General features: G+C 73.1%; 25 protein-coding genes. 4 read left to right on the top strand and 21 right to left on the bottom strand.

The window, feature by feature from the left end; translation table 11 throughout:
* Nucleotides 1-69: 69 nt before the first annotated feature.
* The 9 genes from ACFYOS_RS14215 to ACFYOS_RS14175 form a co-directional block, all read right to left on the bottom strand.
* Nucleotides 70-636 (bottom strand): adenine phosphoribosyltransferase, encoded by a 567-nt coding sequence (locus ACFYOS_RS14215; RefSeq protein WP_387140221.1) that lies wholly within the window; start codon nucleotides 634-636, stop codon nucleotides 70-72.
* Between the two features lie 122 nt (nucleotides 637-758).
* The gene (gene secF / locus ACFYOS_RS14210; RefSeq protein ID WP_387140218.1) at nucleotides 759-1,946 is read right to left on the bottom strand and encodes a protein translocase subunit SecF; all 1,188 of its coding nucleotides are present in this window, start codon (nucleotides 1,944-1,946) and stop codon (nucleotides 759-761) included.
* A 1-nt stretch (nucleotide 1,947) separates the two neighbouring features.
* Entirely contained in the window at nucleotides 1,948-3,864 is a 1,917-nt protein-coding gene (gene secD / locus ACFYOS_RS14205) for a protein translocase subunit SecD (protein ID WP_387140215.1), read from the bottom strand.
* A gap of 221 nt (nucleotides 3,865-4,085) precedes the next feature.
* Nucleotides 4,086-4,448, bottom strand: coding sequence for a preprotein translocase subunit YajC (gene yajC / locus ACFYOS_RS14200; RefSeq protein ID WP_387140212.1), 363 nt, complete (start codon nucleotides 4,446-4,448; stop codon nucleotides 4,086-4,088).
* A 124-nt stretch (nucleotides 4,449-4,572) separates the two neighbouring features.
* A complete protein-coding gene (ruvB, locus tag ACFYOS_RS14195) occupies nucleotides 4,573-5,637 on the bottom strand; it encodes a Holliday junction branch migration DNA helicase RuvB (protein ID WP_387140209.1) in 1,065 nt (354 codons plus the stop codon).
* Entirely contained in the window at nucleotides 5,634-6,236 is a 603-nt protein-coding gene (ruvA, locus tag ACFYOS_RS14190) for a Holliday junction branch migration protein RuvA (protein ID WP_387140207.1), read from the bottom strand. The genes ruvB and ruvA overlap by 4 nt, the downstream gene beginning before the upstream one ends.
* A gap of 14 nt (nucleotides 6,237-6,250) precedes the next feature.
* Nucleotides 6,251-7,513 (bottom strand): RNA-guided endonuclease TnpB family protein, encoded by a 1,263-nt coding sequence (locus ACFYOS_RS14185; RefSeq protein ID WP_387140204.1) that lies wholly within the window; start codon nucleotides 7,511-7,513, stop codon nucleotides 6,251-6,253.
* A 155-nt stretch (nucleotides 7,514-7,668) separates the two neighbouring features.
* A complete protein-coding gene (gene ruvC, locus ACFYOS_RS14180) occupies nucleotides 7,669-8,196 on the bottom strand; it encodes a crossover junction endodeoxyribonuclease RuvC (protein WP_387140202.1) in 528 nt (175 codons plus the stop codon).
* Between the two features lie 104 nt (nucleotides 8,197-8,300).
* Nucleotides 8,301-8,660, bottom strand: a complete 360-nt coding sequence (locus ACFYOS_RS14175; RefSeq protein WP_387140199.1) for a DUF1905 domain-containing protein — start codon at nucleotides 8,658-8,660, stop codon at nucleotides 8,301-8,303.
* Nucleotides 8,661-8,811: 151 nt separating this feature from the next.
* Between ACFYOS_RS14175 and ACFYOS_RS14170 the strand changes: the two genes are divergently transcribed.
* Together ACFYOS_RS14170 and ACFYOS_RS14165 are read left to right on the top strand one after the other, a co-directional pair.
* A complete protein-coding gene (locus tag ACFYOS_RS14170) occupies nucleotides 8,812-9,594 on the top strand; it encodes a 3-hydroxybutyrate dehydrogenase (protein ID WP_387140195.1) in 783 nt (260 codons plus the stop codon).
* A 14-nt stretch (nucleotides 9,595-9,608) separates the two neighbouring features.
* Nucleotides 9,609-11,528, top strand: coding sequence for a helix-turn-helix domain-containing protein (locus ACFYOS_RS14165; protein ID WP_387140192.1), 1,920 nt, complete (start codon nucleotides 9,609-9,611; stop codon nucleotides 11,526-11,528).
* A gap of 7 nt (nucleotides 11,529-11,535) precedes the next feature.
* Here the strand turns inward: ACFYOS_RS14165 and ACFYOS_RS14160 are convergent, their stop codons facing one another.
* From ACFYOS_RS14160 to ACFYOS_RS14150, 3 genes are all read right to left on the bottom strand, one after another.
* The gene (locus ACFYOS_RS14160) at nucleotides 11,536-12,144 is read right to left on the bottom strand and encodes a TetR/AcrR family transcriptional regulator (protein ID WP_387140190.1); all 609 of its coding nucleotides are present in this window, start codon (nucleotides 12,142-12,144) and stop codon (nucleotides 11,536-11,538) included.
* A gap of 11 nt (nucleotides 12,145-12,155) precedes the next feature.
* Nucleotides 12,156-13,721, bottom strand: a complete 1,566-nt coding sequence (locus ACFYOS_RS14155) for an MFS transporter (protein WP_387140187.1) — start codon at nucleotides 13,719-13,721, stop codon at nucleotides 12,156-12,158.
* Nucleotides 13,722-13,892: 171 nt separating this feature from the next.
* Nucleotides 13,893-14,954 (bottom strand): FAD-dependent monooxygenase, encoded by a 1,062-nt coding sequence (locus ACFYOS_RS14150; RefSeq protein WP_387140184.1) that lies wholly within the window; start codon nucleotides 14,952-14,954, stop codon nucleotides 13,893-13,895.
* Nucleotides 14,955-15,008: 54 nt separating this feature from the next.
* Here ACFYOS_RS14150 and ACFYOS_RS14145 point away from each other — a divergent pair, with 54 nt between their 5' ends.
* A complete protein-coding gene (locus tag ACFYOS_RS14145; RefSeq protein ID WP_387140181.1) occupies nucleotides 15,009-15,566 on the top strand; it encodes a TetR/AcrR family transcriptional regulator in 558 nt (185 codons plus the stop codon).
* A 68-nt stretch (nucleotides 15,567-15,634) separates the two neighbouring features.
* On the opposite strand, the gene ACFYOS_RS14140 is transcribed toward ACFYOS_RS14145, so the two are convergent.
* The 6 genes from ACFYOS_RS14140 to ACFYOS_RS14115 all read right to left on the bottom strand — a co-directional run bounded on the left by ACFYOS_RS14140 (nucleotide 15,635) and on the right by ACFYOS_RS14115 (nucleotide 21,708).
* Entirely contained in the window at nucleotides 15,635-16,654 is a 1,020-nt protein-coding gene (locus tag ACFYOS_RS14140; RefSeq protein ID WP_387140178.1) for a branched-chain amino acid ABC transporter permease, read from the bottom strand.
* The gene (locus ACFYOS_RS14135) at nucleotides 16,651-17,532 is read right to left on the bottom strand and encodes a branched-chain amino acid ABC transporter permease (RefSeq protein ID WP_387140175.1); all 882 of its coding nucleotides are present in this window, start codon (nucleotides 17,530-17,532) and stop codon (nucleotides 16,651-16,653) included. Before ACFYOS_RS14135 ends, ACFYOS_RS14140 begins: the two co-directional genes overlap by 4 nt.
* Before the next feature lie 7 nt (nucleotides 17,533-17,539).
* A complete protein-coding gene (locus ACFYOS_RS14130; protein WP_387140173.1) occupies nucleotides 17,540-18,799 on the bottom strand; it encodes an ABC transporter substrate-binding protein in 1,260 nt (419 codons plus the stop codon).
* Between the two features lie 40 nt (nucleotides 18,800-18,839).
* Nucleotides 18,840-19,532, bottom strand: coding sequence for an ABC transporter ATP-binding protein (locus ACFYOS_RS14125; protein ID WP_387140170.1), 693 nt, complete (start codon nucleotides 19,530-19,532; stop codon nucleotides 18,840-18,842).
* Nucleotides 19,519-20,280, bottom strand: a complete 762-nt coding sequence (locus ACFYOS_RS14120; RefSeq protein ID WP_387140167.1) for an ABC transporter ATP-binding protein — start codon at nucleotides 20,278-20,280, stop codon at nucleotides 19,519-19,521. The genes ACFYOS_RS14125 and ACFYOS_RS14120 overlap by 14 nt, the downstream gene beginning before the upstream one ends.
* A 228-nt stretch (nucleotides 20,281-20,508) precedes the next feature.
* Nucleotides 20,509-21,708, bottom strand: a complete 1,200-nt coding sequence (locus ACFYOS_RS14115; RefSeq protein ID WP_387140164.1) for an FAD-dependent monooxygenase — start codon at nucleotides 21,706-21,708, stop codon at nucleotides 20,509-20,511.
* Between the two features lie 168 nt (nucleotides 21,709-21,876).
* Between ACFYOS_RS14115 and ACFYOS_RS14110 the strand changes: the two genes are divergently transcribed.
* Complete coding sequence (locus ACFYOS_RS14110) at nucleotides 21,877-22,806, top strand: TetR/AcrR family transcriptional regulator C-terminal domain-containing protein (protein ID WP_387140161.1); 930 nt, start codon at nucleotides 21,877-21,879, stop codon at nucleotides 22,804-22,806.
* Between the two features lie 35 nt (nucleotides 22,807-22,841).
* Here the strand turns inward: ACFYOS_RS14110 and ACFYOS_RS14105 are convergent, their stop codons facing one another.
* From ACFYOS_RS14105 to ACFYOS_RS14095, 3 genes are read right to left on the bottom strand one after another with little or no spacing between them, the layout of a single operon-like run.
* Nucleotides 22,842-23,918, bottom strand: a complete 1,077-nt coding sequence (locus ACFYOS_RS14105) for an alcohol dehydrogenase catalytic domain-containing protein (protein WP_387140158.1) — start codon at nucleotides 23,916-23,918, stop codon at nucleotides 22,842-22,844.
* Entirely contained in the window at nucleotides 23,915-25,357 is a 1,443-nt protein-coding gene (locus ACFYOS_RS14100) for an aldehyde dehydrogenase family protein (protein WP_387140155.1), read from the bottom strand. Before ACFYOS_RS14100 ends, ACFYOS_RS14105 begins: the two co-directional genes overlap by 4 nt.
* A gap of 32 nt (nucleotides 25,358-25,389) precedes the next feature.
* Nucleotides 25,390-26,043 carry a TetR/AcrR family transcriptional regulator gene (locus ACFYOS_RS14095; protein ID WP_387140152.1) on the bottom strand — a complete coding sequence of 218 codons (654 nt, stop codon included), beginning with the start codon at nucleotides 26,041-26,043 and terminating at the stop codon, nucleotides 25,390-25,392.
* Between the last annotated feature and the right edge of the window lie 197 nt (nucleotides 26,044-26,240).

Here is a 26,240-nt window from a genome sequence, read left to right as displayed (position 1 = left end):
ACCCGCACGCAGGGTACGCCGCCGCTCCGCCGGACGGACCCCGACGGGTCAGGCCGACGGACCGGCGCGTCAAACGGTCAGCAGGGCATGGATCGGACGCGGGGCGAGTCGCTCCCGCCCCTTCAGGAAGCCCAGCTCCAGCAGCACGGTGAAGCCGGCGACCGTGCCCCCGGCCCGCTCGACCAGGTCGAGGGTGGCCTCGGCCGTGCCGCCGGTGGCGAGCACGTCGTCCACCACGAGGACCCGGTGGCCGGCGGTGAAGGCGTCCTGGTGCACCTCCAGGGTCGCCTCGCCGTACTCCAGCGCGTAGGAGGCGGTGTGCGTGGCCCGGGGCAGCTTGCCGGCCTTGCGCACCGGCACCACGCCAACCCCGGTCGCGTACGCGATGGCCGCGGCCAGCACGAACCCCCGCGCCTCGATGCCGGCCACCGCGTCGAACGAGTCACGCCCGTGGTACGCGACGATCCCGTCGATCACCTCGCGGAAGACGTCGCCGTCGGCGAAGAGCGGCATCAGGTCCTTGAACATCACCCCGGGCTTGGGGAAATCCGGCACGTCCAGCACGCGGCTGGCGACCAGTCGGGCGACCTCCGGGCCGCTGTCTCCCCGTACCCCGGTGGTGTGGGTCTCCGTCACGGTACGTCCCATGTCCCTTCGAACGACGACGGCGTCCGTCATGCTGCTCGCACAGCATGGCGGACGCCGTCCGGTCGATTCCTACCGGGTCTCCCCGAACTGGTCGGTTACCCCGATCCCGGTCAGCGGCGCTTCGCGCCGCCCGGCCGGTTGCCCCCGCCGCCGGCGGGGCGGCCGCCCCGGGCGCCGGTCGGGCGCTTGCCGACCGGCCGGGCGCCCACCTTCGGCGCGCTTCCGGCCAGGGCCGCCGCCTCCGGGTCGATGGCCTCGTCGGCCTGCGCCACCCGCGGCGCGCCCTTCGGGGCGACCTCGCCGCGGGCGATGGCGCCGCGCCGGGCCAGCACCCGCTTGTTGTGCGCGCTGATCCGCGGGTCCTGGTTCTTCAGCAGCACCAGCAGCGGGGTGGCCAGCAGGATCGAGGTCAGGAACGCCACGGCCATACCGACGAACAGCACCAGACCGAGGTCCTTGAGGGTGCCGGCGCCGAGCAGGCCCGCACCGATGAACAACAGACCACCGACCGGGAGCAGGGCGACCACCGAGGTGTTCAGCGACCGCATCAGGCTCTGGTTGAGGGCCAGGTTGGCCGCCTCGCCGTAGGTCATGTTGTTGTTCGCGGTGATGCCCCGGGTGTTCTCCTGGACCTTGTCGAAGACCACCACCACGTCGTAGAGCGCGAAGCCCAGGATGGTGAGGAAACCGATGATCGTCGACGGAGTGACCTCGAAGCCGACCAGCGAGTAGATGCCGGCGGTGAGGACCAGGTTGGTGAGCAGCGAGGCGATCGACGCGACCGCCATCCGCCACTCGAAGCGCAGGATCAGATAGATCGCCACCACCGCGATGAAGATCAGCAGACCGAGCACGGCCCGGGAGGTGACCTGACTGCCCCAGGCCTCGGAGACCTGGCTGCCGCTGATCTGGTCCGGCTGGATGCCGAACGACTGCGCCATCTCGGTCTTGGCCGCGTTGGCCTGCTCGGCGGTGAGCTGCGAGGTGCGCAACTCGTAGTACTCACCGCTGGTGCTGCCGACCTTCTGCGCGGTGACCACCTCGGCGCCGCCGCCCTTGGCCTGCAGGGCCGCGTTGACCTTGTCCTCGGCCTGGGTCAGGGTGCCGACGCTGGCCGGCACCTGGAACGAATTGCCGCCGGCGAACTCGATGCCGAGGCTGAAGCCCCGGATGGCGAAGCTGAACACGGCGATCAGCACCAGCACACCGGCGACACCGAACCACAGCTTGCGCCGGCCGACGATGTTGAGATCGGCCTCGCCCCGGTAGAGCCGGGACGCCAGACCAGTCTTTGCCATCTCAGGCCTCCTTGACGCGCGGGTTGCGGGCGGTGCCCTGCTCGGCCGACCGGGCCGGCAGGGCCCGGCCGAGACCGCTGACCCGCGGGGACAGGAACGCCCGGGTCCGGGCGAACATCGTCATGATCGGGTGACGGAAGAGGAAGACGACGACCAGGTCGAGGACCGTCGCCAGGCCGAGCGCGAAGGCGAAGCCCTTCACCGCGCCGACCGAGACGATGTAGAGCACCACGGCGGACATCAGGGTGATGGCGTTCGCCGAGATGATCGTCCGGCGGGCCCGGATCCACGCCCGCGGCACCGCGCTACGCGGGCTGCGTCCCTCCCGGATCTCGTCCTTGAGCCGCTCGAAGTAGATGACGAACGAGTCCGCCGCCACACCGAGCGAGACGATCATGCCGGCGAGGCCGGCGAGGGTGAGGGTGAACCCGATCGACCGGCCGAGCACCACCAGCGAGCCGAAGACCAGCAGGCCGGAGAGCACCAGGCTCAGGAAGATGACCGAGCCGAGCAGCCGGTAGTAGAAGAACGAGTAGATGATGACCAGCAGCATGCCGATGCCGGCCGCGAGCAGACCGGCCTGCAGGTGGCTGGAGCCCAGGGTCGCGGTGACGTTCTGCTGCTCCTGCGGCACGAAGGTCACCGGCAGCGCGCCGTAGCGGAGCTGGCTGGCCAGCGCGTTCGCGGTCTTGTTGTTGAAGTTGCCGGTGATCTGCGAATCACCGGTCAGCACGCCCTGGATCTCCGGGGACGAGACGATCTCGTTGTCCAGCACCACCGCGACGCGGCACTTGCCGTCCTGGCCGAGCGCGGTCTGGTCGCAGGCCTGGCCCTCGTTGGTGAACGCCTCGCGGGTCAGCGCGGTCCACCGCTCCTGGCCCTTGCCGGTGAACTTCAGGCTGACCACCCAGGAGCTGGTCTGGTCGAGCACCGCGTTGGCGTCGCTGACGTCGGTGCCGACCACCTTCGCCGTGTCGAGCAGGTACTTGGCGCCAGCCTCACAGGCCACCGCCGTCTGCTTCTCGTCCTTGATCGACGCCGGCGGCCGCTTGTCGAGCTGGGCGCAGGTGATGGTCGGGACGTTGAACTGCATGTCGACCGGGAGCACCGCGATCTCCTGCGGGGAGAGGGTGCCGAACGGCTTGAGCTTCTCGGCCAGCGACGGGTCGGCGGTGAGATCGGCCGGGGCCTTCAGGCCGGTGGCGGCGCCCCAGGCGGCCGGGCCGACCTTCTGCTCGACGGCCTTGCGCTGCTGCTCGATGCTCTGCGGCACCGGTGCGGCGCTGGCGCTCGGGCTCGGTGCGGCGGCGCTCGGCGTGGCCGACGGGGTCGGCGCGGCCGCGCTGGCGCTGGGCGTCGGGGCCATGCCGCCCTGCCCGCCGGCGCTCGGCGAGGAGGTGACCTTCGGCGCGGCGCTGCCGGACGGCGCCGGCGTCGCGCTCCCCGACGGCGCCGGGGTGGCGCTGCCCGAGGGGGCCGGGGTGGCGGTCGGGGCCGGGGCGGCGGTCTGGCCGCTGCCGTCGGTCGCCTTGAGGACCTTGCGGAAGCGCAGCTCGGCGGCGCTGCCGACGTCGGTCAGGTCCCGGTTCGAGCCGGGCAGGGAGATGACGATGTTGCGGTTGCCCTCGGTGACCACCTCGGCCTCGGCCACGCCGTACGCGTTGACCCGGCTCTCGATGATCTGGCGCGCCTCCTCGAGGTTGGCGGCCGTCGGGGGCTTGCCGTCCACACTGTTGGTGGCCTCGAGCGTCAGCCGGGTGCCGCCGATCAGGTCCAGGCCGAGCCGGGGCTCCAACCGGTCCTTCCAGCCGCCGCTGGCGCCGCCCGAGAAGAACACCAATAGATAGAGGACGACGAAGACGAGCCCGAGAACGGCGAGCTGCCGTCCGGGGCGCATCTGTCCCTGAGGTGGTGCCACGGCTGTCTTGTCTCCCTGTACGGTCGCGCCGCTGGGCAGCGGCGACGAAGTCGGGCCGGGGGTGTCCGCCCGACTGCTCTGGCGGGTCGGCGTCACCCGCCGGCACACCGCCCCGGTCCCGAGGCGGGGGCGTCGGGCGGGATGTGCGGGTGCCGGCGTCGGACGCCGACCCAACTATCCACTTGTACGGGTGAATCCGCTGCCCCTTCCGGGGCCGACGGTCACTCCTTGACCGGCTCCGCGTCCTCGGTGATCGTCTCGGCCGCGGGAGCCTCGGCCCGGTTGACCACCCGGGCGACGGCGGGGCGCGCGTACCGGCTCTGCACGCCCGGGGCCACCTCGAGCAGGACGGTCTCGTCGTCCACGTCGGTGACCGTGCCGTAGAGCCCGCCGATGGTGACGACCTCGTCGCCCGGGGAGAGCGCGGACTGCATCTGCTCGGCCTCGCGGCGCCGCTTCTGCTGGGGGCGGATCATCATGAAGTACATGACGCCGAAGAGCAGAGCGATCATGAGGATCGGCGTCAGACCGCCGGCTCCCCCACCACCCGCTGCTAGGTAATGCACGGTTGTCGACCTTCCCATTGGTCTCCGGCCGGGCGCCCCGAGGGGCGCCGGAGCGGAGGCGGATTCTCACGTCCTGTAAGACCGCGGCGAAGTCTAGTCCCTGCCCCTGGGAACACCGAATGCGGCACAGATCACGTTCGGATCACGGCTGATCGGTCTGTACAGAGAACAGATCGGGCGCCGGGGGGGCATCCGCGCCAAATGTACCATTCGGTGGCGTACGCCCCAGGTGATGCCAGGCGGCCTCGGTGGCGACTCGCCCCCGGGGGGTACGCGCCAGCAGCCCGGCCCGCACCAGGAAGGGCTCGCAGACCTCCTCCACCGTGTCCGGCTGCTCCCCCACCGCCACGGCGAGGGTGGAGAGCCCGACCGGGCCGCCCCGGAACGAGTCGACCAGCGCGGTGAGCACGGCGCGGTCCAGCCGGTCCAGGCCGAGGGCGTCGACGTCGTACACGGTGAGGGCGGCCCGGGCGGTCTCCAGGGTGACCACGCCATCGGCCCGGACCTCGGCGAAGTCACGCACCCGGCGCAGCAGCCGGTTGGCGATGCGCGGCGTGCCGCGGGACCGGCCGGCGATCTCCACCGCGCCCTCGTCGGTGATCGGCACGCCGAGGATCCGGGCCGAGCGGCGCAGCAGCGCCTCCAGATCGGCCGGGGCGTAGAAGTCAAGGTGGGCCACGAAGCCGAACCGGTCCCGCATCGGCCCGGTGAGCAGGCCGGACCGGGTGGTCGCGCCGACCAGGGTGAACGGCTCGACGTCGAGCGGGATCGCGGTCGCCCCCGGCCCCTTGCCGACCACCACGTCGACCCGGAAGTCCTCCATCGCGCTGTAGAGCAGCTCCTCGGCCGGCTTGGCGATCCGGTGGATCTCGTCGATGAAGAGGACGTCGCCCTCGGTGAGGCTGGTCAGGATGGCGGCCAGGTCGCCGGAGCGCTCGATCGCCGGGCCGCTGGTCACCCGGATCCCCGAGCCCAGCTCGGCCGCGACGATGTTGGCCAGGCTGGTCTTACCGAGGCCGGGCGGTCCCGACAGCAGGATGTGATCGGGCGGGCTGCCGCGCCGCATCGCCCCTTGCAACAGCAGGTCGAGCTGGTCGCGGACCCGATCCTGGGCAATGAAGTCAGCGAGGCGCTTCGGCCGGACGCTGGCCTCCGCGTCCCGTTCCGCGTCGCTGACGTACGCCGAGACGAGGTTGTCGTCGGTCATCGGGTCCGGCCCAGGAGACGGATGGCCTGCTTGAGCAGGACCGGCACGGGCGGGGTCTCCCCGTCGACGGTCTCCGCGACGGCGGCCACCGCCTGCTCGGCCTGGCCGGCCGTCCAGCCGAGCCCGACCAGGGCCTGGCGGACCTGCTCGGGCCAGGCGCCCGCGGTGACCCCGGCGGCCCCGTCCGGGCCGACCGGCACCGGACCGATCCGGTCGCGCAGCTCGAGGACGAGGCGTTCGGCGCCCTTCTTGCCGATGCCGGGCACCCGGGTCAGCGCGGCGGTGTCGGCGTTGGCGATGGCCTTGCGGACCGCGTCCGGGGTGTGCACGGCGAGCACCGCCTGGGCCAGCCGGGGGCCGACCCCGCTGGCGGTCTGGAGCAGCTCGAAGAGCTGCTTGGCGTCGTCGTCGGCGAACCCGTAGAGGGTGAGCGAGTCCTCCCGGACCACCAGGCTGGTGGCGAGCCGGGCCGGCTGGCCGACCCGCAGCTCGGCGAGGGTGCCGGGGGCGCACTGCACCGCCAGGCCGATGCCGCCCACCTCCACCACCGCGTGGTCCGGACCGGTCGCGGTCACCGTGCCGCGCACACTGGCGATCATCGCAATCCTGCTTCCTACCGGTAGTTCGTTGTCGAGCGGCTCGGATGGTTCGCTCTCCGCTCGGCGATGGCCGGGCTGGAGTCCTGGACCGGCAGTCTGGTCCGGTGGCGATCGGTCCTATCCTGCAGGATCTGCTTCACCTTGTGGTGTGGGGTGTGCAGGGCGATGTCGGGGTCGCCTGCTCGCTGCAGGATGTTGATCGCGGCGTTCACGTCGGCCTGCCACACCACCCCGCACCAGGTGCAGTGAAACCGGTCCCCACTGCGTCGGCCGAGCCGGCCGCAGCGGTGACAGGTTTGTGAGGTGTAGGCGGCGTTGACGGGAACGAGCGCAGAACCTCTGCGCTCCGACACGCTTGTCAGCGCCTCGGCGGTGACCCCTTTGGTCCACGCGGCGAGACGCCGATTCACGTTCTTGCCGAGAGTCTTACGCGCCGCGAACCTCTTGGTGAGGTCCTCGGCGATCACGGTGGCGGCCTTGTCCACGACCCGGTGCACCGCGGTGAAGATCTCCGTACGCACCTTGGCGCGGTGCCGGGCAGCCTGTCGGTCCCGCTTGACGGTGCCGAGATTGTTGGCCCTGATCCGATGCGCCTTCGCGTGGTCACCACGCAGCACGGCGGTGTTCGCGATCGAGCGCAGCTTCGCCCGACGCCGGTTACGGTCCTTCAACCGGTCCGACTCGCTGGTCAACAGTTGGCCGAGGCCGGTGCCGTGGGGGTCGCCATCGGAGTCGGTCAGGGCTTCGGCGTAGCCCTTGTCGACGCCGATCGTCCGGTCGCCGCAGGGCCGCTGCGAGGACCGCATCTGGGACGCGTCGATCTGGTAGTGCACCTCGACCCGACCCCGGCGCAGGATCAGCCGCAGCGTGCCCGTCGGCGCGACGGTCGTCGACAGCGCGATCTTGACCATCTTGCGGCGTTCGAGGCCGGGAACAGCGAGCCACAACCGGCCGCGCGCGTCAGCAACGGTGTGGTGCTGGTCGGCGCGCACGACGATCTGATCGTGCGTGCGGTTGCGGCCACGCTTCCAGTGCTTGCGCATATGCCGAGCCAGGAACGGGTCGTTGGCCCACCGGTCGGCCTTTAGGGCGGTGAACATCCGCTTGCGTTCGGCCGGATCGTTGGTGCGTCGGCTGATCGCCGGGCGCACGTGCGCCTTGGCCGCCTCGAGGTTCGCCGCGATGTCGGCCACGGCGTCGCGGACGGTTTCCTTCCACGCGTTCGCCAGCACATCGAATTGGAGGTGCGTGCCGTCAGCCAGCCACCGGTCCCGCACCTGCCGATCCCTCAACCCGGACCCGACACCAGCGACGGACCCGTAACGCTGCCACACCTCACTGCGCACCCGACCCAGCCGTTGGGCCTGCTCTACTAGGGCGGCGTATTTGCCCGGGTTCAGGCCCGTGGAGTACGCGATCCGGGTGACCTTCACTAGGCGCTCCGCCCTCGTCGTGCCCGTTCGGCCGCGGCGGCCAGTTTGGACCGGGTGCCGCCGCGCCAGACGTGGCAGATGGCCAGGGCCAGGGCGTCGGCGGCGTCGGCGGGCCGCGGTGGCTCGGGCAGCCGCAGCAGCCGGGTGACCATCGTCGTCATCTGCGCCTTGTCGGCCTGACCGGAACCGGTCACCGCCGCCTTGACCTCGCTCGGCGTGTAGGTCTGCACCGGCAGGCCGGCCCGCGCCCCGGAGAGCACCGCGATCCCGCTGGCCTGGGCGGTGCCCATCACGGTGCGGACGTTGTGCTGGGTGAACACCCGCTCGACGGCGACCGCGTCGGGGCGGTGCTCGGCGACCAGGTCGGTGAGCGTCCGGTCCAGGTGCAGCAGGCGCAGCGGTAGCTCGTCGGCCGGGTCGGTGTAGACGACGTAGTAGGCGATCAGTGTGCAGGGCCGCCCCGGCACGCCTTCGACCACGCCGACCCCGCACCGGGTCAACCCCGGGTCGACGCCGAGCACCCGCACGCCGCCTCCTCCCCCAGCCGCCAGCAGTACGTGTGTTCGACACCCTACTGGTGCCGCCGGACGGCCGCCGGGCGGGACACGCCAGCGCGCCCCGCCGACCTGGGTCACCGCCGGGTGGGGTCGACCTCGAGCGCGATGCTGACGGTATCCCCGTCGTCCTTGCCGGCCCGGATCCGGGCCGGGACGGGCAGTAGCCAGCCGGCCCGCCGATCCCGCCAGACGCTGGTCGGCCAGGTGCGGCCGTCGACGGTGGCGGTGACGGGCACCCGGCCGAACGGGCCCGCCGCGTCCGGCGCGTGCGCCTGCGGCACCTGGGCGAACACCCAGCCACCGGCTCCCGACCAGCGGATCAGGGTCGCCTCGAAGGTCGTCGTCCCGTCCGTCATGTCCACCTCTCGACCGTCGCGGCCCTCGGCCGCCGCGCCCGGGCGATGGATCCCGGTCGTGGCGGTCGCCGCCACCATGCCACGACCCTCCGACACCGGCCCCGGGCCGGCCGACGGCTGCGCACCCACCGAGCCCGGGCCGCTGTGGGTCCTGCCACACACTGAAGTGGTCGAGTATGTGCTGTCACCCCATGTGCCGCCGGCCACACAGCTCGTAGCTTTGTGCGCCATGACGGCAGAACCCGTGGCGGTCCCCCACGTCGTACGCGTCGACCTCTCCGGTCGCAGCGCCCTGGTGACCGGTGGTGGCAGCGGCATCGGACGGGCCTGCGCCCTGCGCCTGGCGGCCGCCGGCGCGGCGGTGCTGGTGGTCGACCGCAACGTGGAGGCGGCGAACGCGGTGGCCGCCGAGGCGGGTGGGCGGGCCGAGGGGATCGACCTGGCCGACCCGGCCGCGGTGGACCGGCTCGACGTCGACGTGGACATCGTGGTCAACAACGCCGGCCTCCAGCACGTCGCGCCGGTCCAGGACTTCCCGGTCGAGCGCTTCGAGTACATCCAACGGGTGATGGTCGAGGCCCCGTTCCTGCTGATCCGGCGGGCACTGCCACACATGTACGCCAACGGCTGGGGCCGGATCGTCAACGTCTCCTCGGTGCACGGGCTGCGCGCCTCGCCGTACAAGGCGGCGTACGTCTCGGCCAAGCACGCCCTGGAGGGGCTGTCGAAGGTGGTGGCGCTGGAGGGCGCCGCGCACGGGGTGACCGCCAACTGCATCAACCCGGCGTACGTGCGGACCGCGCTGGTGGAGAGCCAGATCGCCGACCAGGCGGCCAGCCACGGCATCGGCGAGGACGAGGTGGTCGAGAAGATCATGCTGGCCCGGGCGGCGATCAAGCGCCTGATCGAGCCGGAGGAGGTGGCAGAACTGGTCGCGTACCTCTGCTCGCCGCCGGCCGCGTTCATCACCGGCGCCTCGATCGCCCTCGACGGGGGCTGGACGGCCAACTAGTGGCGCCGCGCACAATGTCGGTCATGTCGTCGCCGGTCGAGTTCCTGGAACTGCTGGCCCGGGAGGCCGCCGCGGTCGAGTTCGAGGGGCCGCTGGTCGCCGCCCGGGCCGCCGGCCTGCCGGCCGAGCGGCTGGCCGAGCTGGAGCAGGCGAAGGTGGTCGCGCTGCGGGTCCGCGCGCTGCTGGAGCGCCGGCGCCGGCGGGAGATCGAGCTGTCCGGTCTGTACGACACGGCCAGCGACCTGGCCGGGCTGCGCGACCTGGACGACGTGCTGCGGGCGATCGTGCACCGGGCCCGGAGCCTGCTCGGCACCGACGTGGCGTACATGACGCTCAACGACGACGAGCGCGGCGACACGTACATGCGGGTCACCGACGGCTCGATCTCGGCGCGGTTCCAGCGGCTGCGGCTGCCGATGGGCGCCGGCCTGGGCGGGCTGGTGGCCCAGACCGGCACCCCGTACGTCACCGCCAACTACCCGGAGGACGAGCGGTTCCGGCACACCGGCGAGATCGACGCCGGGGTGGGCGAGGAAGGCCTGGTGGCGATCCTCGGCGTACCGCTGCGGCTGGGCTCGACGTCGATCGGCGTGCTGTACGCGGCCAACCGGTCCGCCCGGCCGTTCGCCCGGGAGGAAGTGTCGCTGTTGGTCTCCCTCGCGGCGCACGCGGCGGTGGCGATCGACACCGCGCGGCTGCTGGCGGAGACCCGCTCGGCGCTGGAGGAGCTGTCGACGGCAAACAGCACGATCCGCGCGCACAGCAGCTCGGTGGAGCGGGCCGCGGCCGCGCACGACCGGATGACCGCCCTGGTGGTCCGCGGCGGTGGCATGGAGGACGTGGCGGCGGCGGTCACCGAGGTGCTCGGCGGGGCGCTGCTGGCGTTGGACGCCGAGGGGCGGCGGCTGGCCCGGGTGGGCGAGATCGAGGAGCCGGACCGGGCGGACATCGTGGAGGCGGTGGCCGCGTCCCGGACCGAGGGGCGCAGCGTCCGCCGGGGTCCGCTCTGGTACGCCGCGGTGGTGGCCGGCGCGGAGAACCTGGGCGCGCTGGTGCTGCGTCCGGACGGCGAGCTGGTCGACGCCGACCAGCGGATCCTGGAGCGGGCGGCGCTGGTCACCGCGTTGCTGCTGCTGTTCCGCCGGACCGTGGCCGAGGCGGAGGGACGGGTCCGGGGTGAGCTGCTGGACGACCTGATCGCCCGGCCGTTGCGGGACACCGACGCGCTGCGCAGCCGGGCCCGCCGGCTCGGGGTGGATCTGGACGCCCCGCACGTGCTGGTGGCGGTCGGCGACGACGCCATCGCGGCGACCGGCTCGGCCCGGCAGCGGGTGTTCTCCTGGGCCACCACGTACGCCTCGACCCGGGGTGGGCTGGCGGCGGCGCGCGACGGTCGGGTGGTGCTGATGCTGCCCGGCGGCGACGCGGGCGGCGCGGCGCGGGCGGTGGCCCGGGACCTGTCGCGGGTGACCGGCCGGCCGGTGACCGCCGGGGCGAGTGGCCCGTGCACCGGCCCGGCGTCCCTGACCACCACGTTCGCCGAGGCGGAACGCTGCCTGACCGCGCTGGGCGCGCTGGGTCGCGCCGGGCAGGGGGCGAGCACAGCCGAGCTGGGGTTCGTGGGGCTGCTGCTGGGCGCGGTCGGCGACTCGGGCGACCGGGACGTGGCGGGGTTCCTCACCGCCACCGTCGGGCCGGTGGTCGACTACGACGCCCGGCGGGGCACCGCGCTGGTGAAGACGCTCGAGGCGTACTTCGGGGTGGGCGGCAGCCTGGCGCGGGCGGCGGAGCTGCTGCACGTGCACGTGAACACGGTGACCCAGCGGCTGGAGCGGGTCGGGCAGTTGCTCGGGGCGGACTGGCAGAAGCCGGAGCGCGCTCTGGAGGTGCAGCTCGCCCTGCGCCTGCACCGCCTGCGTTCGCCGGCCGGCTGACCGGCGGTCAGCGGGCGCGGAGGCCGTCCAGCACGGCGTCGACGACCCGCTCCGGCAGGACCTTGTCGTCCAGCTCCGGCTGCCAGCGCAGCATCCGCTGCATCAGCATGGGCCCGCTCAGCAGCGCCATCGCCAGGTCGACGTCCAGGTCGGCGCGGAGTTCCCCGCTGCGCATCCCGCGTTCGAGCACCTGCCGGATCAGCTTCCGGCGCGGCTCGACCATGTTCTTGTAGAGCTGGTAGTGAACCGGGCTGCGGTTCACCTCGGGCACCAGACACGGCATAATCTTGGCGGCCCGAGGGTCGATGTTGTGCCCGATCGCGCCGACCAGCAGCACCAGGTCGTCGCGGACCGAGTGACCGGCCGGCTGCGGCGGAGTGCCCTTGAGGGTGCGCAGCGCGTCGAGCAGCAACGCCTCCTTGCCGGACCAGCGGCGGTAGATGGTGGCCTTGCCGACCCCGGCGCGGGCGGCGATCGCCTCGATGGAGAGCGCCTCGATGGTGCTCCCCTCGGCCAGCAGGTCGAGGGTGGCCTGCACGATCGCCTCGTCCGCGCGGACGCTCCGCGGTCGCCCGGGCGACCGCGGAGCATCGGCGTGGGTACTCATGTCAGACATTGTCGCCGAACCTACGCGGTCCCGGCCAACTCCCGCTCGGAGGCCGGCCGGGTCTCGGTCGCGATCACCGGCCGGCCGGGCATCCAGCGCAGCACGATGACGATGCCGAGGGCGGCCACCAGGGCGGAGATCGCCGCCGCCCAGTGCATCGCGGACACGAACGAGTCGTTCGCCGCCGCGATGAGCCGGGGCGCACCGGGTCCGAGCCGGCCGGCGACGGCGTACGCGCCGGAGATCGACTCCCGGGCCGCGTCGCGGACCGGGCCGGGCAGGTCGGCCACCGCGGCAGCCACGTCGTTGCGGTAGACGGCGGAGAGCACCGAGCCGAGCACCGCCACGCCGAGCGCGCCGGCCACCTGGCGGACGGTGTTGCTGACCGCCGAGCCGACGCCGGCCTTCTCCCGGGGCAGCGCCGACATGATCGACTCGGTGGCGGGCGGCATGATGTTGGCCATCCCGGCGCCCTGCACGAAGCCCAGCGCCGAGAAGATCCAGATCGGCGTGTCCGCGTCGATGAAGACGAAGGCGCCGAGGGCGGCGGCGGTGAGCAGCAGCCCGACGGCGGAGACGGCCCGGCCGCCGTAGCGGCGGACCATGGCGGCGCTGCGCGGCGCGAAGATCAGCTGGGCGGCCGCGAAGGGCAGGAAGAGCAGGCCGCTCTCCAGCGGGCTGTAGCCGCGGACCAGCTGGAGGTAGAACGCCCCGAAGAACATCACGCCCATGGCGGCGAAGAAGACCAGCCCGACCATCGCCACCGGGGCGGCGAACCGGGGCACCCGGAACAGCCGCACGTCCAGCGACGGGTGGTCGCTGCCCAGCTCGTGGGCGACGAACCAGCCGAGCACCGCGAGCCCACCGACGATCGCCACCCAGACCAGCGGCCGGTCGAAGCCGTGCTCGCCGCCGTCGATGATGCCGTAGGTGAGAGCGACCAGGCCGACCACGGAGAGCAGCACGCCGAGCAGGTCCACCCGGCCGGGCTTCGGGTCACGGGACTCGGGCACCAGCGCGGCGACCAGGACCACGCCGAGCGCCACCACCGGCACGTTGATCAGGAAGACCGAGCCCCACCAGTAGTGCTCCAGCAGGGCGCCGCCGAGCACCGGGCCGATGGCCACGGCCAGGCCGACCGCGCCGGCCCAGATGCCGATCGCCCGGGCCCGCTCGCGGGGGTCGAACACGTTGGAGATGATCGACAGGGTCACCGGCATGATGGCCGCGCCGCCGACGCCCATCAGCGCGCGGGTGGCGATGAGCTGGCCCGGGTCCTGGGCGTACGCGGACAGCAGCGACGCCAGCCCGAACAGGGCCAGGCCGACGACCAGGAAACGCTTGCGGCCGAGGCGGTCGCCGAGGACGCCGAAGGTGAAGAGCAGGCCGGCGAAGACCAGCGTGTAGGAGTTGATCGCCCACTCCAGCTCGCCCTGGCTGGCTCCGAGGCCGTGCACCGGGTCGGCGAGGGTACGCAGGGCGACGTTGAGGATCGTGTTGTCGAGGACGACCACGAGGAGGCTGATCACCAGCACCCCCAGGATCGCCCACCTCCTCGGGTGTCCGGTGTTCTCGTGCGGTTCCATGCCCGGTTCTCCCCCCGGTTCACCCGCGTCGAAATACGAAACGGGGCAGACTCGTAACAGTGCCGAGCCTAGGCGAGAGGATTTCGATACGGAACCGGTTCGTATCGTTTGTGTGCCAGTTCACCCGTGGGGGTGACCCCGCCCCGTGCCGGGCCCACTCCCACGGGTGGCTCAGGCGGGCGGCCCGGCGGCCAGGGCCAGCCGGAGCACGGCGTCCCGGGCCGGCAGAAGGCGGCGGGCCTGGGCGAGCCGGCCGGCCCACCGGGCCGCCGCGGCCATCCGCTGGGTCGGCCGACGCCGCTGCCGGTCGTACGCCCGGAGCGCGGCCGGGACATCGTCGGTGTCGCGCAGGCAGTCGGCCAGTGCCACCGCGTCGATCAGTGCCTGACAGGCGCCCTGCCCGAGGTCGGGCGTCATGGCGTGGGCGGCGTCGCCCAGCAGGGCCACCCGACCGGACACATAGGACGGCAGCGGGGTGAGGTCGCGCACCTCGTGGCGGAGGATCCCGTCCGGGGCGAGCGCCTCCAGCAGCCGGGGGATCGGCTGGTGCCAGTCACCGAAGAGGCGGAGCAGCTCGGCCCGGTCGTCGACGGGCGGCGGGTGCCCCTCGGGTAGCGCGACCGCGGCGTACCAGTTGGTCCGCCCCGGGACCTCCGGCGTGACGCCGAACTTGCGGCCCGGACCCCAGGTCTCGCCGCCGACCCGGACGTCGACGTCGGCCACCCCGCGCCAGGCCACCGTGCCGGCGTACCGCAGCGGGTAGCGGTCGCCGTGCAGCGCGGCCCGGACCACGCTGTTGATCCCGTCCGCCCCGACCACCAGGTCGTACGCCCCGGTCAGCGCGCCGGGATCGGTCACGGGGGCGGCGAATCGCACCGTCGGGCGCGGCAGCGCGCCGGCGAGGGCGGCGAGCAGCACCGGGCGGGTGACCAGGTGCACCGGTTCGCCGTGCCGCCGCTCCAGCCGACCCACGTCGATCACGGCGATGCGGGTGCCGTCCGGGCGCCGGATCGACCCGCCGGCCTGCCGGCGCCCCCGCCGCCGCACCTCCTCCCCCACCCCGAGGGCGTCCAGGGCGCGCATCGCGCCGGGCCAGATGCCGAGCCCGGTGCCGGTCTCCGGCAGCGCCGCGGACCGCTCCAGGACGGTCACCTCCCAGCCAGCCACGCGCAGCCCGATCGCCGCCGCCAGCCCACCGATCCCGCCGCCGATGACGGCCGCACGCTTCCCCATGCCGGCACCGTACTACAGATGTAGTCGCCCGCACTACGCCTGTAGTCTCTCCTCGTGACGGATCGGCGACAGCTCCTGCTCGACGCGGCCATCCGGGTGCTCGGCACCCGGGGGCTCCGGCAGCTCACCCACCGAGCGGTCGACGCCGAGGCAGGCCTGCCGGAGGGCTCGGCGTCCAACCAGTTCCGCACCCGGGACGCGCTGATCGCCGGCGTCTTCGCCCGGCTCGTGGAGGTCGAGACGCAGACGTGGCACCAGCTCGCCGCCGACCTTCCCCCCGGCGACGTGGCCGCGTTCGTCACGGTGCTCGGCCGGATGATCCGGCAGCTCACCGCCGAGGGCCGAATGCTCGTCCTGGCCCGGCACGCGCTCTTCGTCGAGGCGGCCGTCCAGCCGGGGTTGCAGCGGGAGATCGCGGCCGGCCGGCAACGGCTGGCGGAGTGGGGCGTACCGGTGGTCGCGGCACTCGGCTCGGCCGACCCGCCGGCGCACTTCCGGATGCTGCTTGCCCTGATCGACGGGCTGTTCAGCAACCAGCTCGCCTGCCCGGAGGATGGCTTCGACCCGGAGGGGGCGATCGCCGCCCTGCTCCGCGGCGTCCTGCCCGGCTGAGCGAACCCAGTGTCAAAAGGGGGCCCCTGCTCTACCGGAGACGTTGAGAAGGGGCCCCTCCTTACCTTTCACCTGCGCCGGCCGACTCCGCGACGCAGGGCCAGGTGAGCCACGGTGCCCCAGATGCCGCGTCGGAACAGCAGCACGACGAGCACGAAGATGCCGCCGGTGACCAGGCCGATCGCCTCGAAGCCGGAGAACGACAGCCAGTCCTCCAGGCGGACCACCAGGGCCGCCCCGAGCACCCCGCCCCACAGGGTGCCGATGCCGCCGAGCACCACCACGATGACGGCCTTGCCGGAGGTGGTCCAGTGCAGCACGTCCAGGGAGACGAACCGGTGGCCGACCGCGAAGAGCCCGCCGCCGAGCCCGGCGAGGAATCCGGAGAGGACGAACGCGGTCAGCTTGTACCGGTGCACCGGGTAGCCGAGCGCGCGGGCCCGGGCCGGGTTGTCGCGGATGCCGACCAGCACCCGGCCGAACGGCGAGTGCACGATTCGCCAGGCCGCGGCGAGGCCGAGCAGCACCATCGGCAGGATCGCGTAGTAGAAGTAGTAGTCGTCAGAGAGGTCGACCCCGAAGAGCGAGCGCGGCACGCCCTGCAGCCCGTTCTCGCCCTGGGTGACCGACCGCCACTCGTTGGCCACGTAGTAGACCATCTGCGCGAAGGCCAGGGTGACCATCGCGAAGTAGATCCCGGTGCGTTTGACCGCGAGGTAGCCGATCGGCACCGCGAGCACCGCCGCGGCCAGGGCCCCGACCAGCACGGCGGCCGGGAAGGGCAGGCCGGCGTGGATCGCCACCAGGCCGGTGACGTACGCCGAGGTGCCCCAGAATGCGGCGTGCCCGAACGACATCAGCCCGGTGAAGCCGAGCAGCAGGTCCACCGAGACGGCGAAGAGCGCCCAGCACAGGATGTCCACCGCGACCGCCGGGTAGAGGCCGTTGGGCAGCCAGAGGGCCACGACCAGGCCGACAGCGAGCAGCGCGTACCGGACCCAGCCGGGCGCCCGGGCCACGGTGAGCAGCCCGGACGGCGGCGCCGGGCGGGCCGACTCCTCGGCGGGGGTGTCGACGGCGCTGGTCATGCCGGGGCCTCCTCACGGCCGAACAGGCCGGCCGGGCGCCAGAGCAGCACCGCGGCCATCACCACGAAGACGACGGTCTGCGACACGATCGGGAAGTCCGACAGGTACGCCTCGCCCCAGGCCTGGATGAGGCCGATGCCGAAGCCGGCGGCCACCGAGCCGAAGATCGAGCCGAGACCGCCGATCACCACCACCGCGAAGACCACGATGATCAGGTCGGCGCCCATCAGCGGGTTCACCGCGCGCATCGGGGCGGCGAGGACCCCGGCCAGCCCGGCCAGGGCGATGCCGAAGCCGAACACCGGGGTGACCCACTTCCCCACGTCGATGCCGAAGGCCCGGGTCAGCTCGGGCCGCTCGGTGGCCGCCCGGACCACCATGCCGACCCGGGTACGCCCCAGCACCCACCACACCACGACGCAGAGCAGCACGGTGAAGCCGAGGATGAAGACCCGGTACGTCGGGAAGTCGAACAGTCCGAAGTCGACCGACCCGCTCAGCTCGGCCGGCGTGGCGTACGGGCTGGACTGGATGCCGTACCGGGACTTGACCAGATCCTGGAGGATCAGCGTCAGGCCGAAGGTGAGCAGGAAGTTGTAGAGCGGGTCGAGCCGGGTCAGCCGGTGGATCACCGCCCGCTCCAGGACCATGCCGAGCAGGCCCAGCGCGAGCGGCATGATCACCAGCGCCGCCCAGAACGGCACGCCCGCCTCGCTGAGCAGCACGTACGCTCCGAAGGCGCCGAGCATGTAGAAGGCGCCGTGGGCGAAGTTCACCACCCGGAGCATGCCGAAGATGACCGCGAGCCCGAGGGCGAGCAGGGCGTAGAACGCCCCGCCCACCAGCCCGTTGAACGTGTTCTGCAGGAAGCCCGACATCAGCTCGTCACATCTTGCAGTCCGGCGAGGGGGCGCGGAACGCCTCGGCCGCCGGGATGGTCTTGAGGATCTTGACGTAGTCCCACGGCTCGGTCACCTCGGCCTGCGGCTTCACCTGGGCCAGGTACGCGTCGTGGATGACCCGGTGGTCCTCAGCGCGGATCTTGCCGTTGCGGAGGAAGACGTCGTTGATCTCCTTGCCCTCCAGCCCCTTGACCACGGTGTCCGCGTCGTCGGTGCCGGCGGCCTGCACCGCCTCCAGGTACTGCATGGCGGCGGAGTAGTTGGCCGCGTGGGCGAAGGACGGCCGAGTGCCGGTCTCCTTCTGGAACCGGTCGGCCCACTCGCGGTTCTGCTGGTCGAAGTTCCAGTACCAGGCGTCGGTGTAGGTGGTGCCGGCGAGCGCGGCCGGGGTGAGCGAGTGGATGTCGGTGATGAACATCAGGCCCACGGCCAGCCCGACGCCCTTGTCCTTCAGCTTGAACTCGTTGTACTGCTTGACCACGTTGACCAGCTCGGCGCCGGCCTGCATGGTGCCCAGCACCTGCGGCTTCGGGTTGAGCGTGGGGGCCTTGAGCAGGAACGACGAGTAGTCGCCGCTGGTGTTCGGGAAGGGTGCGCCGTCCTTGCCGACGACCTGCCCGCCGGCGGCGCTGATGGCGGCGGAGAAGCTCTTCTCCATGTCCTGCCCGAAGGCGTAGTTCGGGTAGAGGATGTACCAGTTCTTGCCGACCTGCTGGGTGGTCACCGTGCCGGTGCCGTGGGCCAGCATGTACGTGTCGTACGCGTAGTGGAACGTGTACTTGTTGCAGCTCTTGCCGGTCAGGTCGGTGGTCGCCGCGCCGATGTTGAAGTAGAGCTTCTTCTTCTCCTTGGCCACGTCCGCGACCTTGAGGGCGGCCGAGGAGGTCGGCACGTCGAGAATGACATCGACACCCTTGCGGTCGTACATCTCCTGGGCCTTGCTGTTGGCCACGTCCGGCTTGTTCTGGTGGTCGGCGGTCTCCACGGTGATGTTCTTGGTGACCGCCTTGTCGCCGTACTTCGCCTTGAAGTCGGCGATGGCCATCTCCACGGCCTTGACCGAGTTCTTCCCGGACAGCTCCGAGTAGGCCCCGGACTGGTCGTTCAGCACACCCAGAACGATCTTGTCGCCGGTCAGCTTCGAGTCGCCACCGGACTGGGGGCCACCGCCGCCGCAGCCGGCGAGCAGCACCACCATCGCCGCCGACGCGGCGGCCACACCCACGCTCCTACGCATGTCCATCCCCTTCGTACCGCGCGGTCCGCGCGGGTCAGCCGTCGTTTCAGATGCCGAGGTACGCCAGCAGCTCGCGCTCTCGCGAACGCACCTCGGAGTTGTCCATCGCCTCCGCGATGCGTCCCTCGGCCAGCAGGTAGTGCCGGTCGGCGACGCCGGTGGCGAAGTGCAGGTTCTGCTCGACCAGCAGCACGGTCACCCCGTGCTTCTTGGCCTCCCGCAGCAGGTCGGCGACCTGCTGCACGAGCAGCGGCGAGAGCCCCTCGGTGGGCTCGTCGCAGAGCAGCAGCCGAGCGCCCATCCGGAGCACCCGAGCCAGGGCGAGCATCTGCTGCTCGCCGCCGGAGAGCATGGTGGCCGCCGAGTCGCGCCGGGCGTACAGGGCGGGGAACGCCTCGTAGATCCGGTCGAGGGTCCACGGGTCGGGGCCGACCCGGGGCGGCAGGGTCAGGTTCTCCGTGACGGTCAGGGTGGCGTACGCGCCGCGGTCGTCGGGGACCCAGCCGAGCCCGAGCCGCGCCCGCTTGTACGCCGGCAGCCGGGTGAGGTCCGTGCCGTCCAGGGTCACCGTGCCGCGCTGCCCCGGGTGCAGCCCCATCACGCTGCGCAGCAGGGTGGACTTGCCGGCGCCGTTGCGGCCGACCAGGGTGACCACCTCGCCGGCGGCCACCTCCAGGCTCACCTCCCGCAGCACCTGCGCCTCGCCGTACCAGGCGGAGAGGTTCTCAATGCGCAGCATCGGCGGCTCCCAGGTAGGCGGTGATGACCCGCTCGTCGGCGCGGACCTGCTCGTAGGGCCCCTCGACGAGGACCTTGCCGGCCTGCAGGACGGTGACCGTGTCGGCCAGCCGGCCGACGACGCTCATGTTGTGCTCCACCATGACGACGGTGCGGCCCTGGCGGACGGTGGCGATCAGGTCGACCGTGCGGTCGACGTCCTCCAGCCCCATGCCGGCGGTGGGCTCGTCGAGCAGCAGCACCTTCGGGTCGAGGGCGAGGGCGATCGCCAGCTCCAGGGCCCGCTTGCGCCCGTACGCGAGCGCCTCGGCCGGGGCCTCGGCCAGCTCGGCGAGGCCGACCATGGCGAGCAGCTCGTCGGCGCGGTCCCGGTAGCGCCGCATCAGCTTCGCCGAGCGCCAGAACCGCCAGCCCAGCCCGCTGGGCGACTGGAGGGCCAGCGCCACGTGCTCCCGCGCGGACAGCTGCGGGAAGAGGCTGGTGATCTGGAAGGAGCGGGCCACACCGAGCCGGGCCACCTGCTCCGGGGGCAGGCCGGTGACATCCCGGCCGGCCAGCTCGATCCGCCCGGCGCTGGCCGGCAGGAAGCCGGTGAGCAGGTTGAACAGGGTGGTCTTGCCGGCACCGTTCGGCCCCACCAGGGCGTGCACGGTCTCCGGCGCCACGTCGAGGTCGACCCCGTCGACCGCCCGGAAGCCCCGGAAGTCCCGGGTCAGCCCGCGGGCCGACAGGATCGCTTGCCCGGCCATCGCCACACCCTCCGCAGGTCCGCCAAGGCGACGACCAAGTCGGTGACAGGGGTCACAGGGCCGTCGTGTGCAGGAAACCTACGGTGCTGCCACGGAGTCGAACCATGTCGATCACCCACACATTCGACAGCGATGGCACGGGCCCGACCCCCATACGAACGGACCCACCCACCCTCGGTCACCGAGAGCGGACGGGATCGGCGCACGTCGACATGTGGGGCCGCCACCTCACCGCGTGGCGGCGTACTCCGGCAGGGTGAGGCCGTCGGCCTGGCTGAAGAACAGCCGGGTGGCCAGCCCGCGCAACGGGCGGGAGGCCATCGCCCGCATGGACGCGTCCCGCATCCGGATCGCGGCCCGGCTGGTCGGCAGGAACCCGGCGATCCCGCCGCCGGGCAGCTCCTGCCCCTTCGTCACGTGCGCCCGCAGCAGCTCCTCGTAGCGGCGGTACGCGACCCGGTGGTCGCCCCGGGCGGCGGCCAGTTCCCCGGCCAGCAGGTAAGCCCCGACCAGCGAGAGGCTGGTGCCCTGCCCGGTGAGCGGGGAGGGGCACCAGGCGGCGTCGCCCAGCAGCGCCACCCGCCCGATGCTCCAGGAGTCCATCCGCACCTGGGCGTACCGGTCGAAGTAGAAGTCCGGGGCGTCGGCCATCGCGGCCAGCAACTCGGCGGCCCGCCAGCCCACGTCGGCGAAGCGCGCGGCGAGCAGCCGCTGCTGGGCCGCCCGGTCCCGGCGGTCCACATCCAGCGCCGGCGAGGCGAAGCTGAAGAAGGCGCTGGACCGGCCGTGCCGGTTGGGCCGGGTGCCCACCACCCGGCCACCGGGAGCGTTGTGCAGCAGGAACCAGCCGGTCTCGTCCGGATACGGGGTGGTGAAGTACGCCAGGTACGCCCCGAGCGGCCGGACGTACGCCGACTCCGGGCCGAAGGCCAGGGCCCGGGTGGCCGAGTGCGAGCCGTCCGCGCCGATCACCAGGTCGACGGTGCGCGGGGCGGAGCGGGTGAAGGTGAGCCGCACCCCGTCGTCGGTCTGGGTGAGCGTCTCGATCGAGTCGTCGAAGACGTACTCCACGTCGGCCCGGGTCTCCTCGTACAGCAGCCGGGCCAGGTCACCACGCTCGATCTCGATGTCGGCGACGATCCCCTCCCCGGCGAAGGCATCCACCGGCATCCGGGCGCGCACCGCGCCCCGCCCGTCGACGTACGCCATGCCCTGCTCGCGGACGCACTCGGCGCGGATCCGGTCGGTGAGCCCCATCCGGTCCACCACCTCGCGGGCGGTCCCCCGCACGTCGACCGCCTGCCCGCCGGGACGCAGGCCGGGCGACCGTTCCACGACGGTGACGGCGAAGCCGTACCGGCGCAGCCAGAAGGCGAGGGCGGGGCCGGCGATGCCGGCGCCCGAGATGAGCACGGTCCTGTCGTTCATTCGCAGCGCTCCCGAGTTCGTGCGTACACCGTCCACCCGGTCCGCGCCGGGTCCGCCCTGGACGGTAGGTCCACCGCGGCCCGCCGGGCTCGTGGTGACCTAGTACGCTCGCCCGGCGAGGGCCCACCGAGACGCCTCGTCCTAGTACGCCGTGCCGGAGGTGCCGCCATGGCCGGGTCGGAGCCGCCGTACCGGCGGATCGCCGCGGAGATCCGTCGCCGGATCGCGCTCGGGGAGCTGCGCCCCGGCGACCCGGTGCCGTCGGCGCGGCGGATCACCCGCGAGCACGGCGTGGCCATCGCGACCGCCACCAAGGTGCTCGCCCTGCTGCGCGACGAGGGCCTCGTCCTGACCCGACCCGGCGCGGGCACCGTGGTGGCCCCGCCCCGCCCGGCGGCGCCCCGGGCTCGCCGCGGCCCAGCGGACCCGGAGCCGGAGCTGAGCCGGGAGCGGCTGGTGCGTACCGCGATCGGCCTGGCCGACGCGGGGGGCCTGGCCGCCGTCTCGATGCGGCAGATCGCCGCCGAGCTGGGGATCGCCACCATGGCGCTGTACCGGCACGTCCGCGGCCGGGACGACCTGATCCTGGCGATGGCCGATACGGCGCTGGCCGACGCGCCCTTACCCGCCGCGCCGCCGGCCGGCTGGCGGGCCCGCCTGGAACTGCTCGCCCGCGCTCAGTGGACGGTCTACCAGCGGCATCGCTGGCTGCCACACGTCATCTCGATGTCCCGCCCGCAGCCGTTGCCGAACGGCATGGCGCACACCGAGTGGGCGCTGCGCGCCACGGCCGGGCTGGGGCTCGACACCCAGCAGCGCTGGCAGGCCGCGGTCACGCTGATGGCGTACGTGCGGGGCATCGCCACCAACCTGGAGGCGCAGGCGCACGCCGTGCAGGACACCGGGCTCACCGACGAGCAGTGGGTGGACAACCACGAAGCGATGTTCCAGCGGATGATGAGCGGCGGCCGGTACCCGACGCTGGCGACGCTGGACGAGGCGATCGACCTGGACCTGGACAGCGTCTTCGAGTTCGGCCTGCGCCGGCTGCTGGACGGCTACGCCACGCTGATCGAGGGGTCGGGCACGGCCCGCTGACGCGGCGCGGCCGCCCCGTCCGTCGCGGCGCGGGATCAGTCCGGGAAGGTGACCACCCAGCGGGCACCCTCGCCACGGGCCAGCCGACCGAACGCCGCCGGCGCCTCGTCCAGCGGAAGGGTGCCGCTGACCAGCGGGCGCAGGTCGAGGGTGCCGTCGCCGAGCGCGGCGGCCAACACCGGCACCTCGCGGTCGGGGTCGGACGACCCGTACACCGAGGAGCGCAGGGTGCGGGCGGAGTGGAAGATGTCCAGCGCGGCGAGGCTGACCAGGTCGTCCTTGCCGCCCATGCCGACCACGGTGACCGCGCCCCCGCGCCGGGTCAGCCGCCAGGCGGCCCGGATGGCGGCGGAGCGGCCGACGCACTCGAAGGCGTGGTCCACACCCCGCCCCTCGGTGCGCGCGCGTACCTCCTTGGCGAGCCGGTCGTCGGAGAGCATGAAGTCGGTGGCGCCGGCGGCGAGGGCGAGCTCCCGCTTGGCCTCGGCGACGTCGACGGCGAGGATCGGCGCGGCGCCGGCCCGGCGAGCGGCGGTGAGCACGGCCAGCCCGACCCCGCCGAGCCCGATGACCGCGACCGACTCGCCGACGGCCACCCGGGCCGTGTTGCGGACCGCGCCGGTGCCGGTGAGCACCGCGCAGCCGAGCAGCGCAGCCTGTTCCGGGGGCAGCCCGGCGGGGATCGGCACGGCGGCGCGCTCGGGCACCACCACCTCCTCGGCGAGCGCGCCGAGGCCGAGGGTGACGTGCAGCGGGGTGCCGTCGGCGGTCTCGCCCCGGGGCAGCGCGGGGGCGGTGTTGGCGGTGCAGAGCCAGGGTTCGCCGTGCCGGCAGTGCCAGCACGAGCGGCAGGCCGGGGCCCAGTTGAGCACCACCGGTGTGCCGACGGCCAGCCGGGTGCCCGGACCCGCCTCGGCGACCACGCCGGCCGCCTCGTGCCCGAGGACCAGCGGGTACGCGGGCGCGAGCGTGCCGTCCACCATGGACAGGTCGGAGTGGCAGATGCCGGCGGCGCGGATGCGCACCCGCAGCTCTCCCGGTCCGGGGGCGGGCAGCCGGACCTCCTCGACAGCCGAGGTGGCGTTCCGGCCGCGGACCACCAGGGCCCTCACCGCTGGATCGCCTTGAGCTCGGTGAACTCCGCGATCCCGTGGGCGCCCAGCTCGCGGCCGAGGCCGGACTGCTGGTAGCCGCCGAACGGGGCGAGGGGGTTGAACGCGCCACCGTTGACGTCCACCTGCCCGGTGCGCAAGCGCCGGGCGACGGCCAGCGCCGCCTCCTCGTCGGCGGACCAGACCGCCCCGGCCAGCCCGTACCGGGAGTTGTTGGCGATGGCGACCGCCTCGTCGGCGTCGTCGAAGGGGATGACCGCGAGCACCGGGCCGAAGACCTCCTCCTGGGCGAGGGCGCTGTCCGGATGCACGTCGGCGAAGACGGTGGGCGCGACGAAATGACCGCGGGCCGGCAGCGGGGCGTCCGGACCGCCGGCGACCAGCCGCGCCCCGTCGGCGAGGGCCCGCGCGACGTGACCCCGGACCCGTTCGGCCTGGCCGGCGGAGACCAGCGGGCCGAGCCGGGTCGCCGGGTCGAACGGGTCACCGAGCCGGTACGCCTCGACGGCCGACGCGACCAGGTCGAGCGCCTCGGCGTAGCGGTCCCGGTGAACCAGCATCCGGGTCCAGGCGGTGCAGGTCTGTCCGGAGTTGAGCAGGGCGTTGCCGACGCCGACCTTCACCGCGGTGGGCAGGTCGGCGTCGGCGAGGATCACGTTGGCGGACTTGCCGCCGAGTTCGAGAGCCACCCGGGCGATCCGGTCGGCGGCGAGGTGGGCGATCCGGCGGCCGGTGGCGGTGGACCCGGTGAACGAGACCAGGTCGACGTCGGGGTGGGCGGCGAGGGCCTCGCCGACGACCGGCCCGGTGCCCGGCACCAGGTTGACCACCCCGGGCGGCAGCCCGGCCTCGGCGACCGCGTCGAAGAGCAGGTAAGCGGTGAGCGGGGTCAGCTCGCTCGGCTTGAGCACCACGGTGCAGCCGGCGGCCAGGGCCGGGGCGAGCTTGGCGACGACCTGGTGCAGCGGGTAGTTCCACGGGGTGATCGCGCCGACCACGCCGACGGGTTCGCGGACCACCAGCGAGTTGCCCACGGTCTCCTCGGCCGGCGGGCGGGCGGCCAGGTCGACCACGCTCCGCAGCACGGTCAACGGCAGGCCGGCCTGCACCCGGGTGGCGAGCTTGAGCGGGGTGCCCAGTTCCAGGGCGATGGTGCGGGCGATCTCGTCGGCCCGGGCGGCGAGCGCGGCGTGCAGCCGGTCGAGGTGGGCGGCCCGCTCTGCGGGGGCAGTGGCCGCCCAGCCAGAGAACGCGGCCCGGGCGGCGGCGACGGCCCGGTCGACGTCGGCCGGGGTGCCGGCGGGGACCCGCCCGACGACCTCCCCGCTGGCCGGGTTCTCGACCGGGATCGACGCGCCGTCCGCGGGATCGACCCACTCCCCGGCGACGTGCAGGTGACGGCGGACCAGCAGGGCGGGCGGCGCGGCGGCGAGCTCCATGGCGTCCTTCCGGAAGGGGCAGGTTTCGGACGCTACTCCGTGCCGGCGACGCGCTCCAGCCCGGCGATGGTCCGCTCGTACTCGGCGGACAGGCCGTGCAGCAGCGCGTCCAGGCCGAGGGCGAAGGCACCCTCGTCGACGCGCTGCTGATGGCCGGCGAGCCGGTGCGCCTGGCCCAGGTGCGGGTGCGCGGCGTAGAGCGCCGGGTCCTCGACGAAACCCCGGGCGAACGAGCCGAGCGCGGAGCCGGCCACGAAGTAGCGCAGCGCGGCGCCGATGTGGGTGGCCCGCGCCGGCGGCCAGCCGGCCCGGACCAGGGCGCCGTAGACCGCGTCGGCCATGGCGAGCGCGGCCGGGCGCCGGCCCGGCCCCTGGGCCAGGTACGGGACGATGTTCGGGTGCGCCGCGAGGGCATCGCGGTAGGACCGGGCCCAGTGCCGCAACGCCTCGCACCAGTCGTACCGGCCGAAGCCGCTGACGTCGACGGTCGCGGTGACGCTGTCCGCCACCGCGTCGAGGATGTCGTCCTTGGTGGCGAAGTGGTTGTAGAGCGACGGGCCCTGCACGCCGAGCGCGGCGGCCAGCCGCCGGGTGGAGAGCGCGGCGAGCCCGTCGGCGTCGATCAACGCGAGCGCAGTGGCGACGATCCGATCCCGGCTCAGCAGGGCCCGGCGGGGTCGCGGCATGCTATCCCACCCTCGCCGGGTCGCCGTCGAGGTGCGCCCGCCGTCGGACGAGTTCCGCCATGCCACCCCTCTCCTGGGAGCCACCTGCTCACGCACCTTAGTCTTGTTTTTTAACCTTTGCGTTTTTGCTGGTCGGCTTGGGTGCGGGCGCGGTGGAGGGTTTTGCCGACGTCGTGGCGGGGTGCGCGGTGTCGGTT

The sequence above is a fragment of the Micromonospora sp. NPDC005806 genome, from assembly GCF_042871425.1.
In the GTDB taxonomy this organism is placed as follows: domain Bacteria; phylum Actinomycetota; class Actinomycetes; order Mycobacteriales; family Micromonosporaceae; genus Micromonospora.
Note: the sequence above shows the minus strand (reverse complement) of the source record. Positions and strands in the feature narration are given on the sequence as shown.

Coding starts and splice junctions, on each gene's coding strand:
- secF (WP_387140218.1), bottom strand. CDS start 1,946: ATGGCAAAGACTGGTCTGGCGTCCCGGCTCTACCGGGGCGAGGCCGAT.
- yajC (WP_387140212.1), bottom strand. CDS start 4,448: ATGGGAAGGTCGACAACCGTGCATTACCTAGCAGCGGGTGGTGGGGGA.
- ruvB (WP_387140209.1), bottom strand. CDS start 5,637: ATGACCGACGACAACCTCGTCTCGGCGTACGTCAGCGACGCGGAACGG.
- ruvA (WP_387140207.1), bottom strand. CDS start 6,236: ATGATCGCCAGTGTGCGCGGCACGGTGACCGCGACCGGTCCGGACCAC.
- ACFYOS_RS14175 (WP_387140199.1), bottom strand. CDS start 8,660: ATGGTGGCGGCGACCGCCACGACCGGGATCCATCGCCCGGGCGCGGCG.
- ACFYOS_RS14170 (WP_387140195.1), top strand. CDS start 8,812: ATGACGGCAGAACCCGTGGCGGTCCCCCACGTCGTACGCGTCGACCTC.
- ACFYOS_RS14165 (WP_387140192.1), top strand. CDS start 9,609: ATGTCGGTCATGTCGTCGCCGGTCGAGTTCCTGGAACTGCTGGCCCGG.
- ACFYOS_RS14160 (WP_387140190.1), bottom strand. CDS start 12,144: ATGTCTGACATGAGTACCCACGCCGATGCTCCGCGGTCGCCCGGGCGA.
- ACFYOS_RS14155 (WP_387140187.1), bottom strand. CDS start 13,721: ATGGAACCGCACGAGAACACCGGACACCCGAGGAGGTGGGCGATCCTG.
- ACFYOS_RS14150 (WP_387140184.1), bottom strand. CDS start 14,954: ATGGGGAAGCGTGCGGCCGTCATCGGCGGCGGGATCGGTGGGCTGGCG.
- ACFYOS_RS14140 (WP_387140178.1), bottom strand. CDS start 16,654: ATGACCAGCGCCGTCGACACCCCCGCCGAGGAGTCGGCCCGCCCGGCG.
- ACFYOS_RS14135 (WP_387140175.1), bottom strand. CDS start 17,532: ATGTCGGGCTTCCTGCAGAACACGTTCAACGGGCTGGTGGGCGGGGCG.
- ACFYOS_RS14130 (WP_387140173.1), bottom strand. CDS start 18,799: ATGGACATGCGTAGGAGCGTGGGTGTGGCCGCCGCGTCGGCGGCGATG.
- ACFYOS_RS14125 (WP_387140170.1), bottom strand. CDS start 19,532: ATGCTGCGCATTGAGAACCTCTCCGCCTGGTACGGCGAGGCGCAGGTG.
- ACFYOS_RS14120 (WP_387140167.1), bottom strand. CDS start 20,280: ATGGCCGGGCAAGCGATCCTGTCGGCCCGCGGGCTGACCCGGGACTTC.
- ACFYOS_RS14115 (WP_387140164.1), bottom strand. CDS start 21,708: ATGAACGACAGGACCGTGCTCATCTCGGGCGCCGGCATCGCCGGCCCC.
- ACFYOS_RS14110 (WP_387140161.1), top strand. CDS start 21,877: ATGGCCGGGTCGGAGCCGCCGTACCGGCGGATCGCCGCGGAGATCCGT.
- ACFYOS_RS14100 (WP_387140155.1), bottom strand. CDS start 25,357: ATGGAGCTCGCCGCCGCGCCGCCCGCCCTGCTGGTCCGCCGTCACCTG.
- ACFYOS_RS14095 (WP_387140152.1), bottom strand. CDS start 26,043: ATGCCGCGACCCCGCCGGGCCCTGCTGAGCCGGGATCGGATCGTCGCC.